General features: G+C 43.0%; 13 protein-coding genes. 8 read left to right on the top strand and 5 right to left on the bottom strand.

Translation table 11 applies throughout. The features are described from left to right. Window positions 1-198 precede the first annotated feature (198 nt). From MSSIT_RS10705 to MSSIT_RS10715, 3 genes are all read left to right on the top strand, one after another. Window positions 199-585, top strand: a complete 387-nt coding sequence (locus tag MSSIT_RS10705) for a hypothetical protein (protein ID WP_048182994.1) — start codon at window positions 199-201, stop codon at window positions 583-585. A 633-nt stretch (window positions 586-1,218) separates the two neighbouring features. Continuing rightward, complete coding sequence (locus MSSIT_RS10710) at window positions 1,219-1,419, top strand: hypothetical protein (RefSeq protein WP_048172304.1); 201 nt, start codon at window positions 1,219-1,221, stop codon at window positions 1,417-1,419. A 341-nt stretch (window positions 1,420-1,760) separates the two neighbouring features. Beyond that, the gene (locus MSSIT_RS10715; RefSeq protein ID WP_048172306.1) at window positions 1,761-2,198 is read left to right on the top strand and encodes a CoA-binding protein; all 438 of its coding nucleotides are present in this window, start codon (window positions 1,761-1,763) and stop codon (window positions 2,196-2,198) included. 122 nt (window positions 2,199-2,320) lie between these two features. Here the strand turns inward: MSSIT_RS10715 and MSSIT_RS10720 are convergent, their stop codons facing one another. The 3 genes from MSSIT_RS10720 to MSSIT_RS10730 all read right to left on the bottom strand — a co-directional run bounded on the left by MSSIT_RS10720 (window position 2,321) and on the right by MSSIT_RS10730 (window position 4,274). Next, the gene (locus MSSIT_RS10720; RefSeq protein WP_048172308.1) at window positions 2,321-2,605 is read right to left on the bottom strand and encodes a ferritin family protein; all 285 of its coding nucleotides are present in this window, start codon (window positions 2,603-2,605) and stop codon (window positions 2,321-2,323) included. A gap of 223 nt (window positions 2,606-2,828) precedes the next feature. Further along, window positions 2,829-3,968, bottom strand: a complete 1,140-nt coding sequence (locus MSSIT_RS10725; RefSeq protein ID WP_048174691.1) for a PQQ-dependent sugar dehydrogenase — start codon at window positions 3,966-3,968, stop codon at window positions 2,829-2,831. A 12-nt stretch (window positions 3,969-3,980) separates the two neighbouring features. Further along, the gene (locus MSSIT_RS10730; protein ID WP_048172309.1) at window positions 3,981-4,274 is read right to left on the bottom strand and encodes a hypothetical protein; all 294 of its coding nucleotides are present in this window, start codon (window positions 4,272-4,274) and stop codon (window positions 3,981-3,983) included. A gap of 286 nt (window positions 4,275-4,560) precedes the next feature. Here MSSIT_RS10730 and MSSIT_RS10735 point away from each other — a divergent pair, with 286 nt between their 5' ends. The 3 genes from MSSIT_RS10735 (at window position 4,561) to MSSIT_RS10745 (ending at window position 7,419) form a co-directional block, all read left to right on the top strand. Continuing rightward, the gene (locus MSSIT_RS10735; RefSeq protein ID WP_048172311.1) at window positions 4,561-5,181 is read left to right on the top strand and encodes a hypothetical protein; all 621 of its coding nucleotides are present in this window, start codon (window positions 4,561-4,563) and stop codon (window positions 5,179-5,181) included. 97 nt (window positions 5,182-5,278) lie between these two features. Beyond that, window positions 5,279-6,388, top strand: a complete 1,110-nt coding sequence (gene dinB, locus MSSIT_RS10740) for a DNA polymerase IV (protein WP_048172312.1) — start codon at window positions 5,279-5,281, stop codon at window positions 6,386-6,388. A 122-nt stretch (window positions 6,389-6,510) separates the two neighbouring features. Beyond that, the gene (locus tag MSSIT_RS10745) at window positions 6,511-7,419 is read left to right on the top strand and encodes an MBL fold metallo-hydrolase (RefSeq protein ID WP_048172314.1); all 909 of its coding nucleotides are present in this window, start codon (window positions 6,511-6,513) and stop codon (window positions 7,417-7,419) included. 5 nt (window positions 7,420-7,424) lie between these two features. Here MSSIT_RS10745 and MSSIT_RS10750 read toward each other — a convergent pair whose 3' ends face one another. Together MSSIT_RS10750 and MSSIT_RS10755 are read right to left on the bottom strand one after the other, a co-directional pair. After that, window positions 7,425-8,261 carry a helix-turn-helix transcriptional regulator gene (locus MSSIT_RS10750; protein ID WP_048172316.1) on the bottom strand — a complete coding sequence of 279 codons (837 nt, stop codon included), beginning with the start codon at window positions 8,259-8,261 and terminating at the stop codon, window positions 7,425-7,427. Between the two features lie 622 nt (window positions 8,262-8,883). Further along, window positions 8,884-9,765 (bottom strand): PAS domain-containing protein, encoded by an 882-nt coding sequence (locus MSSIT_RS10755; RefSeq protein WP_048172318.1) that lies wholly within the window; start codon window positions 9,763-9,765, stop codon window positions 8,884-8,886. A 332-nt stretch (window positions 9,766-10,097) separates the two neighbouring features. Here MSSIT_RS10755 and MSSIT_RS22025 point away from each other — a divergent pair, with 332 nt between their 5' ends. Both MSSIT_RS22025 and mtbC read left to right on the top strand, forming a co-directional pair. After that, window positions 10,098-10,334 (top strand): DUF2769 domain-containing protein, encoded by a 237-nt coding sequence (locus MSSIT_RS22025; RefSeq protein ID WP_231590543.1) that lies wholly within the window; start codon window positions 10,098-10,100, stop codon window positions 10,332-10,334. Between the two features lie 348 nt (window positions 10,335-10,682). Continuing rightward, on the top strand, window positions 10,683-11,327 hold the full coding sequence (gene mtbC / locus MSSIT_RS10765; RefSeq protein ID WP_048172322.1) for a dimethylamine corrinoid protein MtbC: 645 nt from the start codon (window positions 10,683-10,685) through the stop codon (window positions 11,325-11,327). The last annotated feature ends 16 nt before the right edge of the window (window positions 11,328-11,343 follow it).

Genomic DNA, 11,343 nt, shown 5'->3' on the forward strand with positions numbered 1-11,343 from the left:
CGTGCTATATTTTGCATTGAAAATGTTTTAACTTTTTCGTAAACTTCTTCTATTTTATTTTGTACTTTCCCATTCAAGGGTCATTTTTCTGTACTGTGCGCTATTTGTACATAATCATGACGCTTAAATATATATGTATTCTGCACATTTTTAAAATATGAAAACTATATATTTTATACTATATGGAGGTATCGATATATGGATATAGATGAATATCACGCCGCATGGAGGCGGTTTTGTCGCCCCTCGGTGTACGAGAAAGTACAGTGTACACAGGATGAAGAATGCGTAATGTCAAGTTTTGTCAACACTGCCGAAGAAGAATGCGTAATGTCAAGTTTTGTCAACACTGCCGAAGAAGAATGCGTAATGTCAAGTTTTGTCGACACTGACGACTACACGCACCCTATTACCGCTTTTGTTTTGAACGCCAGTGACGAGCAACTTGAAGCCTTCAGCTACCTTGACCAGTGGATGCAACAATATGGTATCCGGTTCTGCAACTCCGATTCATGTGAGTGCGAGCACACCGAGGTTTTCCACGGAGCCTTAAGGTTTGCGAGCCAGCGTCTTGGTACGGATTAAGTAGATATACAACCCCAATCTGCTATAGTGCAACTGATTTTTAGCCGTTTTTGATTTATACACACCACAACATACGGCAAGTGTATATCTACTTTGTTTGTATAGGGCTTGTGCAACCTGGTGGATAAACTGCCATTTATCCTCCGGGCATCAAGTCCTAATATTTTCAGGTTTGTCCACTTATCAATATTTTACCATATTGACCGGTGTTATTATAATTAAGATTATTATTTTTACTATATATATATTATGTAGGTTTATTCAATCTATCCTGAATCTGACTCCTATTTTTCAGCTCCATAATGCCTGAACATATCTTTTCCTCTTCCCATAAGCCTTTCTCAGCCTCTGAATTGGTTCACCTTTGCTTTCACATATTCCCCGAAATTTTCAGGAAAATCGTGACGGATTCCTTGAAAAGGATTTGAAAGAAATAGGAAAAAGTCCGGGAAAAAGTAAGAAAAAAGTAAGAAAAAATCCGGAAAATAAGGCTAAAACATGGGTAAATATATCACAAATGTCCTCTAGTTTGAATTATTAAGGTCATATTTCTATACAAAAAATGGATGAGTATATAATTATGACGCTTAAGTATATAAATCTGTACTCGTATTCACTGTGTGGTGATAATTTATGGAGTTAGAAGACCTTAACAACTTTGTACAGACTGCAAATGATGAACAGCTCAAAGCCTTCGGCTTCCTCGGCCAGTGGTTGATGGAAAACAGTCCTAAGTACTGCACCTGCGCCTGTAAGTGTAACCAGGACTGCGAAATCGCAAAGGCTCTCGGCGGTGCCCTTATGACTGCCGGGCAGAAGCTTCAGGGCCAGTAAATGAATGAGTAAGCAGAATTCCTAACAGAGTTCTGCTGTTCCTTCATTTTCTCCTTTACGTTTTATTTTTCGGCTTTGAAACGTTATGATTAGAGTTTTCCTAATTAGGGATTTACAGGTTTTGTGCTGTTTTTTATGCTGTTCTGTGCCCGAAACCGTTTTCAAAACAAATCTGCCATATAAACCTGCCAGATAAACCGAATTTACAACACATTTATTGCCTGAGTGAGATATAATTTGTAAATCAAATTATAAAACAATAAATTTTGAAACCATACATTTTGGAACCACAAATTCTGAAACTATGAATTATGAAATTATGACTCAAGGGGGAATTTTGCATGGAACCAAAAGCCTCAGATTGGATTGACTTCTGGGACGCAAATACTTTTGCAGTGATTACCGACAATACAAAACCGGCCATGAAATGGACCGCATCGGAACTCAAAAAGCGGGGCAAAAAAGTCTACCTCGTTGATCTCTCCGATAAACCCGGCCCCGGCTCCCTGAAAAGCGTTTCCGAACTCCCGACCGGCCTTGACCGCGCCATCATCGGCATAACAAAGTCCGAACCCGGAGACCTGATCCCCGTCCTGAAAGAAAGAGGTGCCAAAAAAGTCTGGATTCACTGGAAAACCGAAACCGAAAAAGCCCTCGGTGCCTGCAGAGACGAAGAACTCGAATGCCTTGCAGGCCGATGCCCGATGATGTACCTCGGAAGCGGGTTGAGTATACACGGGGTTCACAGGGCGATTGCAAAGATGACAGGGAATTATTAAAGGAAAGGGTTATATTTCTCAGTTCAGTTCTCCTTAAGACCGTTCAAAAAGGGAAGAGAAGCAAAAAAATTTACTGACAAAAAGCTTCAAAAATTAAAAATCAGAAGATTCATCCAATCTATTTATTTGGACAGCTCTTCCTCTACTTCTTCGGCTCCGGCTTCAAGTTCATCTTTTTGCTGGGAATCGAAGCGGAGTAAAAGTGTCTGAAACTCCCCGATGTGAGTTTTTTCTTCCTTTGCAATATCCAGGAGGATTGTCCTTATATCCTCATTTTTGGCAAGGGCAGCCATCTGTTCGTAAAGATTTATGGCATCAAGCTCGGCAATAATCCCGGCTCTGAGGATTTCTTTGTCCAGATCGTCTTCAGATATTTTTGCAAGGTCTATGGGAATTTTTGATAACAATTTATTCACCTCTGTTTACCTTATATATAGTTTCAATAATAAGTATTTTTACTAACACAATAATATTTTTTAATTAATTTATACATTTTTCTACATAATTTTTATTAACTTCCCCATTGACTCCTTTCTATTAATTGTATTGATTTACCTTGAAGGGGTCCGGCTGTTCAGGCACGTTTAGTTCAGGCACGTTTACGGAACTTCAGCTTGCTGAGTTTCGGGATCAGCTGTAACTGATCCTGTATATTGCATTGTTTTTATCATCCGAAACAAGCAGAGCCCCGTCAGGCATTACAAGAACGTCCACAGGTCTTCCCCAGGCGGCAAGGCCCTGTAGCCAGCCTTCCGCAAAGGGTTCGTAGCTTACAGGGGTTCCGTTTTCCAGCTTGACAAGGGTGACCCGGTAGCCGATGGGAATTTTCCTGTTCCAGGAGCCGTGCTCGGCAATAAAGATCTGGTTTCTGTATTCTTCGGGGAACATCGTGCCTGTGTAAAAGGTCATCCCGAGGGCAGCCACGTGAGGGCCGAGTTTCTGTTCAGGCGGCGTAAACTCGGAGCAGTTCCGAAGGGCTCCGAATTCCGGGTCAGGGATATAGCCTGCGTGGCAGTAGGGAAAGCCGAAATTCATCCCGGGTTCGGGCGCTCTGTTGAGTTCGTCAGGGGGCAGGTCGTCTCCGAGCCAGTCTCTGCCGTTGTCTGTAAACCATAATTCTTCGGTTTCGGGATGCCAGGCAAAGCCGACCGAGTTCCTGATGCCGCTTGCAAAGACTTCGAGCTGGCTCCCGTCAGGTTCCATCCGCATAATCGTCCCGTAGCGCTCGTCTTCCTGTTCGCAGATATTGCAAGGCATCCCTACAGGCACGTACAGCTTTCCGTCAGGCCCGAATTTGATGTATTTCCAGCCGTGGGAGCGGTCGGAAAGGAAATCAGCATTGACCACAACCGGCCCTGGCGGGTTTTCAAGTCTTGCTTCAATGTCGTCATATCGGATCACTCTGGAAATTTCGGCCACATAGAGGGAGCCATTCCTTAAAGCAACCCCGTTTGGCATCTCCAGGCCATTGGCAAGCACAATCACCTCATCGGCTTTATTGTCCCCATCCCGGTCAGGAAGGGCATAGACCTTTCCGGCGCCCCGGCTCCCCACAAAAAGGGTTCCGTTAGGGCTGAGGGCCATGGACCTTGCGCCTTCGACATTTTCGGCATAATAATCAATGGAAAACCCTGCTGGAAGCTCAATACAGCCAATCCCTTTCCCATTTTCCCCACAGTTATCGATCGGTACGGTTCTCAGGACAGTATAGGCTACAAAAATAAGGACAACAAGCGCGAAAAAACCGAAGATTATCTTTGTTTCCTTCATTTCCCCCTCCATTTAACCTGAAATCTCCTCTAAGTCAAGAGGCACGTCATTTGAGATTATCATAGGGACTTCGTAGACCGTAAACATGCTATCTTTTCCGAACTCACGTCCAAATGGGTGAACCCAGGAACCAATCATGCTCTGTACACTTCGGATAAAAGCAATACAGACAAGTACGATTTTTCCTTTCAAGGCATCCGGAAGGGTCACAACTCTGCCTACAAGTGACTTTGATGAAATTTCAGGAAAAGACTGTCCTATGATCTCGTTTTCGGTTCTCGGACTGTCATGTTCTGCTTGAATCAAATCCCCCACATTTAAGCTAAAAATAAAAGGTTTGGCTTACTATATATATTATAATATTCGATGTTATATAGAAATACTTTTCCAAAAGAAAATAATAATAAGTTATATTTAATATTCCCATGTAAGGTTAGGTATCCATTTCATACTATAGGAAGGTAGCTGCGGCACCCTGTATGAAGGGACTGTCACATTGGAGCCAGCAAGAACGGCTGTCAGTGTTTCATTTATCGCCTTATGACATCCTGGTTCATATGCACCTTACTTTACATTTTGCGGTGATGAGTTAATGAGGATAAAAGTTGCGCTGGCATTGACATCCGCTGTTTTTATGATGACATGGGTCACAACTTTTGTATCAGTCATATCTCGCTCTATGTCCGTCACAACAGCGGAGGTCATAACATCCGATTTATTTTTCATCGCTACCATCGAATTATTGAGCCTAACCTCTCTTTTCGGTTCCCTGTTGTTCTTGCTGGAAGCCAGAAAAACCCTATCCCGGTGGTACCTGGCAATCCCCCTGTGTATTTCCCTGTCTTTATTCGTTATAATAAATTTTCTGGTCTATTCCAATGAAAAACCCTTTCTTGGAGCTCCGATAAGCACAGTGGAGACTCTCTGGCTCATTATACTGGCATTACTCTCCCCGAGCTCCTTATTCTTTTTTTTGTCCTCAAACGGGCACGACGGTTCCATGTATGTCTACGTTGTAGTTTCATTTGCAGTTAGTATTTTTTCTATGTTTTTCCTTTTTCTCACCCTCATGGAGATTTCAAAAGAGACAAGTATTGATGGAGTGCTATTGCCCCTTATTTTTTACTGGGATATCTGCCTGCCGGCTATAGGAGTTTGCTTCCTATCAAAAGCGACAATGCACGGGAATAACAATGAGACACAGGAGCCCTGAATAGGGCTCTTTATTGAGATTACTTTAAACAAAAGGTGGATTAATACTTTCACCCTGCTCCCTCAAGCCTTTTTTACATGTTTTATTCTAATCCTATATGATGCTTGCCCCCAATTCCAAAACGAAAACATCCGAAAGGCGAATCACCTTCCATGTCGATATGGACAGTTTTTTTGCGTCTGTAGAGATAAGAGAAAGACCCGAAATTAAGGGGATGCCCGTAGTTGTGGGTTCTGACCCTAAAGGAGGGTCAGGAAGGGGAGTAGTAAGCACCTGCTCATATGAGGCAAGAAAGTATGGAATCCATTCGGCAATGCCTATTTCTCAGGCTTACAGGCTCTGTCCGGGGGCCGTATTTCTACCTGTGAACATGAAGCTCTATGCAGGGGTTTCGGCAGGAGTAATGGAGCTTTTGAGAAGTTTTTCAGAAAAGTTCCAGCAGGTCAGTGTTGATGAAGCCTATCTCATACCCGGCCCTGAAATCCGAAATTTTGAAGAAGCAGCCCTCTATGCGCTCAGGATAAAGGATGAGGTGCAGAGGCAGCAGGGGATAACCTGCTCCGTGGGGGTCGGGCCGAACAAACTTATTTCAAAAATTGCTTCGGGTTTCCAGAAGCCTGACGGACTTACGGTTGTCAGGCCCGAAGATGTTCGGGATTTTCTCTTTCCACTGCCTGTATCTATAATTCCGGGAATAGGAGAAAAGACAACTGAAACCCTGAATGAGATGGGAATAAACAGGGTGGAAGAGCTTTCAAACTGCGATATTCAGCTGCTTTCGGAAAGGTTTGGAAAAATGGGGCTCAAGATGAAGCAGCTGGCAAACGGGCTTGATTTTGAAGAGGTCGTTGAAAAGGAAGGTGTAAAGTCAATCAGCAGGCATGGAACCTTTGCAGAGGATACTAATGACCCTGTGAAAATCTCCGGATCTCTGGATATTCTTATAGAGAGCGTACACGGAGCTCTCCTGAAACACCATTTCCTGTTTAAAACCGTAACCCTTACAGTGCGCTTTGAAGATTTTTCCACGTATACGCGCTCAAAGACTCTCTCTATCTGGACTTCCGATATCTTCGTGATAAAAAGGACAGCCATGAAACTTTTATCGGAATTTACGGGGAGGCGGAAATTCAGGCTTGTTGGGGTAGGGGTCACAAAATTCAGGGAAAGAGATGAAAAGCAGACTCTTATTACGGATTTTCCTTAATCGCCTTTTTTTCTTAACTTTTTTTAATTGGCCTTTTTCCTTACCGTAAAAATGTTTTCGGAAGAATACCTTTCGGACAGGGAATGAAAAGAATTATTATTTCTGCAGACCGATAGAATCATATGCAGATCGAAATCCTCGGGTGTGAGTCCTTCGGAGCAAGGTCTCTTGCCTGCACTGTAAAGACCGGGAAGAAGAATATTTTGATCGATCCGGGAGTTGCCCTCGCTCGCCTGCGTTACGGCTTGCCTCCACACCCCTTAGAAGTTGCAGCTGCCCTCAAAATAAGGAAAAAGATCCTTCATGCTGCTGGAGGTGCAACGGATATCGTAATCAGCCATTACCACGGGGACCATATGCCCATGAAAGCCGAAGATCCTTATCAACTGCCAGTGGAAGCCCTTCCTTCTCCGGAAGGTATCCGGTTCTGGTGTAAAGGTCCGGAAAAGATTTCAGGGCTTTCTGCCCGCAGGAGAAAAGAGCTCTTTCACTTTCTGGGTTTTTCCCTTCCCTCGGCTGAAGGCAGCAGTTTCGATTGCATAAGTTTTTCAAAACCAGTCCCTCACGGGACAAGGGCTAAGGGTTTTGGCACTGTAATGATGACCAGGGTCTGTGAAGGCGATGAGGTATTTGTCCACAGCTCGGATATCCAGCTCCTGGACAGGGAAGCTGTGCTTGAGGTACTTGCCTTGAAGCCAACAGTAGTTTTCTCTTCAGGCCCACCGCTCTACCTTTTCCACCATGTCCCTGAAGCTTCAGAAGAGGCATTTGAAAATGCTCTGCTGCTTGCCAGAAACGTTGAAACTCTGATCCTGGACCACCATCTCTTGAGGTCGCTTGAAGGTTACAGGTGGTTAAAAAAACTGGCAGGAAAAGTTGAAAGCACAGTCCTGTGTGCTGCAGCGTTCATGGGAAGGGAGCCGGAACTGCTTGAAGCTAGGAGAAAAATACTCTATGAAAAAATGCCTGTACCCGGGGGCTGGTATGAAGCCTATGCAAAGGGGGATACAGGACTTGAGGAAAATCTTTAAACCATTCAGGGAGCTTTTTTTCCTGTTTTTTCAGGGCTTACTGCTGCGTAGCTGTCAATATTCTGAACTTCCTCTGAACTTTTTTCGTAGTAGTCATAAAGTTCTTTGCCCCAGAAAATAGCTCCGGGTTCAAAGCTCATCAGGTATTTTCGGTCAAAGGCGGAGTCCTTAGGGAAAAGAGCTATTTCCATGAAACTGTCTGCCGCCACAATAGTTGGAAACATTTCACATTCTTTGCAAACCAGGATTTTACTATTCTCCATTTCAAGAAAATGCCTGGTTTGTTCCCTGTAATCATTCTCAAACCATCTTCTAAGGATTGATTCGGGAAGAGTCAGGGATACCAAGATACCTTTTTTGGCAAGTTCAAGATAAAATGAAGGAAAGAGGGGATGAAAATAAGAAATGAGCGCTCTTAACTCCTTTGCTTCTTCAGCATTTTTTACAAATTCGGGAATCATTTCGAACATATGTTCTATCTGGGGTTCAATTGTAATGCAGTGCCCCAGTTCGCCTATTCGGTGCAGGAGGAATGGTGGGATTTTGCTTAGATCCCTATCAGCCAAGTAATCCGCATTTTCTTCCAGCACATTAATGGTATCCAGAAGGGGTTTCATTTTTTCGGTGATGATTTTTCCGATATCGCTAAGCCTGTAAATGTCCTTTTCCTGGACTAAAAGGTGTTTTTCTCTGAGCATTTTTATCTGGGGCTGGACGGAGGTTGCACTTGCTTTAAGTTTTTTCTTAATTGTATTGATGTCATTTGGTCCATTAAGTAGCAGGAGAAGTACATTTTTTCTTTTTTCTGAGAGAAAAATAAGGTTAATTAAAGAGTCTTCCATATTATGCACCTGAATCGGACAACTACAGTCTTTAGTCGGCACTTTTGATAGTATCTTTCAATAAGAATGTGATAATCAGGTATGTAGTATTATCAGACATGTAGTATTATCAGACCTCCGACAGATGATTGAGTCTGTAAGGGCCAGAGTACTTTAACCAACCGTCTGCGCCAAATCATCGTATACTTACTATAAAGCACACATTTATATATTTTATACAACCTATTTTATTAATTCTCATATATATTTTCTTATATCTTATAAATAGCGTTCGTTATATTGATTTATTCCTTACAACTGGTTTTTTTAACTGAATTTTTCCAGATCAAACAGAATAACCGAGGCTCTTAACTTCAAACACTTTTTTTCGACCCATGGATAACTACCAGGAGCCATACCAGCCTGTCTGAGGCCGGGTAAAAAGAAGCATAAACAGCAGCATAAATGAAATGAAAAAATGTTAATATGACAAACGAAGTTGTAAGGATCAGATTGATCAAAGGTCAGATTGATCAAAGGTCAAATCGATCAAGGATCAGATCAATCTATACGTTATCACCTTTAATGCATTAATCCTCTTGAGCAAAACCCATCGCTAACGCCATAACCCGATTATAGCCACTTATTTTTCAGGCTTTTTGAGCTTTTCGGTTATGTCTTCGATAAGACCCTGGAAATTGGTCGCCTGACCGTCCTGGTTGCGCTGTATAAAGGTTTTTTCTTCCACCCATCGGACTTCTCCGCTCTTTGTAAGAATGCGGTACTGACGGTTGAACTCTTTACCTCCTTCTTCACAGTTTTCCTCAAGTTCGAGTTCCACAAGGAGGAGGTCTTCGGGGTGAATTATTTTTCCATAGAGGACTCTCCCTGAAATGAAATCTTCAGGAGTGTATCCGAACTGCCGGACATTCTCGGATACATAGAGCGTGGGCCAGTATTTTTCGGCCTTCCAGAGAAAACCCACAATCGAACTGTTGTTGATCACTGTCTCCAGCGCCCTCTGCCGATCAAGCAGAGCTTTTTGTTTTTCCATGAGGGCTTTCTGGCTCTCAAGAGCATCATGCAGGGCTTTTTCGTTTTTGATCTCAGAGGTAATGTCCCTGATTATGGCCTGAAAATTGACCACGTTTCTTCTTTCATCGCGTTGTATAAAGGTCTTTTCTTCCACCCATCGGATCTCCCCGTTTCCAGTCAGTACCCTATATCGGTTGACAAAATCGTCTTTTCCGCTTTCACAGCATTTGGTGAGTTCTTTTCTTACCCGGTTTATGTCTTCGGAATGGACTATGTTTGCATACATTATCCTGCCTGTAAGAAAATCCTCTGCATTGTACCCTAGCTGGGTTACGTTTTCCGAGACGTAGTTGGCAGGCCAGTTCTCTTCCGGGGTCCAGAGGAAAACCATGATAGGACTGTTATTGATCACGGTTTCCAGAATCCGCTGCCTTTCGAGTGCTTCATCAAGTATAAGTTCGTCGCTTTCAGCTACCTGATTAAATCCCATATTATCCCTTATCCTCCAAAGCCTTTTAAATCCAGAATCCTTAACAGCTAAGGTGAAAATGTATTTATAAAACCCTCAAGTAATATATAATATATTTTGACATCTTATAAAATAATGTCTTTTTTAACAGGGGGAGTGTTCTGGATTTTAAGGTCCCGGCAGAAGACGGCAAGAATGCCGACGCAGAAGAAGAGTTCCCAGGGGATATGCCCGATAATATCACCCCGAAAGCTAGGGAAATATATGGAAGGTATTTCGGGATCTGCAGTTCCTACCACCACCTTAAAGCCTGTGTCTGCAAAACCTGCCCCTCTTATCCTGGCGGTACAGGCATGTTCTGTTCCCGGGGCAACAGCGAAAAGGTAAGAAAAAAAGAGGGCTGTCTCTGTGAAACATGTGCTCTTTTCAAAAAGTTCCGACTTGAGGGGGAATATTTCTGCCGGCCCGGAGAGAGCATGGAAGTTTTTGAAGGCCCCAGTTTCCCTTTGAATATCTGTACAAATTTCCATACCAGTGCCGGAAAAATAAGGGTCTGTGTACTGGATGAACGAACTGTAAATTTGAGGTAAATAACTAAACAAATACAGGTTTTTTGAATTAACCCTCATGTAATCAAACCCGATTTTTAATTTCTGAGCTTATTTTCAGTCCTGTTTTTTTTCGATTCTCGTTTTTTCTAGTGTTGAAAATTTTAGTGCTCTTAAAAAAACTTATTCTTTAATCCTTTACCTGAGAACCTGTCATTTACATTCTGGCCTTTCCTGCGCTTTTGGGGAGTTCCGGTTCCATCCTGTTAAGAAAAAATGTCATAGGCTGGGCTATATAATTTTACCTATATACTGTATAATGTCAGACTCAAGCTTCAGTAACAGTTTTTGAATACTGAGGAAGACTCTTACGAACATTGGAGGTTAAAAATGGCAACTAAAGAAGAACTTATTCAGGAGCTTTCGGATACAGTAATCTCCTGTAAAAAAGATGCAGTACTTGCTGCAGTTGAGAAAGCAAAGCAGGTTATGGAGCCTTCAGAAATTATTGAAAAAGGGCTTTCTGCTGGTATGAACCAGGTAGGAGTTTTGTTTGAGAGGGGAAAACTCTTCCTGCCCCATGTTATGATGGCAGCCGATGCAATGACAGCAGGCGTCAAGGTTCTTGAAGCTGATCTCCCCGCAGGAGCCGAGACAAAAAAGCTTGGTGTTGTCGTAAACGGAACCGTTGAAGGCGACGTGCACGACATAGGGAAGTCTATCGTCTCAACCATGCTGCAGTCTGCTGGTTTTGAAGTCCATGACATAGGCAGGGACGTACCTATTAAGAATTTTGTTGAGAAAGCAAAAAATGTCAATGCAAACATGATAGGGCTTTCTGCTCTCATGACTACCACGCTTCCGGGACAGAGAGAGGTTATCGAGCTTCTGAAAGAAGAGGGGCTGAGAGACAAAATAAAAGTCATGGTCGGTGGCGCCCCTGCAACTCAGGCCTGGGCAAACAAAATAGGTGCTGACTGCTACGCTGAAAACGCAAGTGAAGCAGTGGCAAAGGCAAAAGAAATGCTTCTCTGAACCCCGATGGAGGAAA

This window comes from Methanosarcina siciliae T4/M, from assembly GCF_000970085.1.
Classification (GTDB): domain Archaea; phylum Halobacteriota; class Methanosarcinia; order Methanosarcinales; family Methanosarcinaceae; genus Methanosarcina; species Methanosarcina siciliae.

Excerpts from the sequence above, each read along its gene's own strand:
- MSSIT_RS10705 (WP_048182994.1), top strand. The coding sequence starts at position 199 with ATGGATATAGATGAATATCACGCCGCATGGAGGCGGTTTTGTCGCCCC.
- MSSIT_RS10710 (WP_048172304.1), top strand. The coding sequence starts at position 1,219 with ATGGAGTTAGAAGACCTTAACAACTTTGTACAGACTGCAAATGATGAA.
- MSSIT_RS10715 (WP_048172306.1), top strand. The coding sequence starts at position 1,761 with ATGGAACCAAAAGCCTCAGATTGGATTGACTTCTGGGACGCAAATACT.
- MSSIT_RS10725 (WP_048174691.1), bottom strand. The coding sequence starts at position 3,968 with ATGAAGGAAACAAAGATAATCTTCGGTTTTTTCGCGCTTGTTGTCCTT.
- MSSIT_RS10735 (WP_048172311.1), top strand. The coding sequence starts at position 4,561 with ATGAGGATAAAAGTTGCGCTGGCATTGACATCCGCTGTTTTTATGATG.
- dinB (WP_048172312.1), top strand. The coding sequence starts at position 5,279 with ATGATGCTTGCCCCCAATTCCAAAACGAAAACATCCGAAAGGCGAATC.
- MSSIT_RS10745 (WP_048172314.1), top strand. The coding sequence starts at position 6,511 with ATGCAGATCGAAATCCTCGGGTGTGAGTCCTTCGGAGCAAGGTCTCTT.
- MSSIT_RS10750 (WP_048172316.1), bottom strand. The coding sequence starts at position 8,261 with ATGGAAGACTCTTTAATTAACCTTATTTTTCTCTCAGAAAAAAGAAAA.
- MSSIT_RS10755 (WP_048172318.1), bottom strand. The coding sequence starts at position 9,765 with ATGGGATTTAATCAGGTAGCTGAAAGCGACGAACTTATACTTGATGAA.
- MSSIT_RS22025 (WP_231590543.1), top strand. The coding sequence starts at position 10,098 with ATGTTCTGTTCCCGGGGCAACAGCGAAAAGGTAAGAAAAAAAGAGGGC.
- mtbC (WP_048172322.1), top strand. The coding sequence starts at position 10,683 with ATGGCAACTAAAGAAGAACTTATTCAGGAGCTTTCGGATACAGTAATC.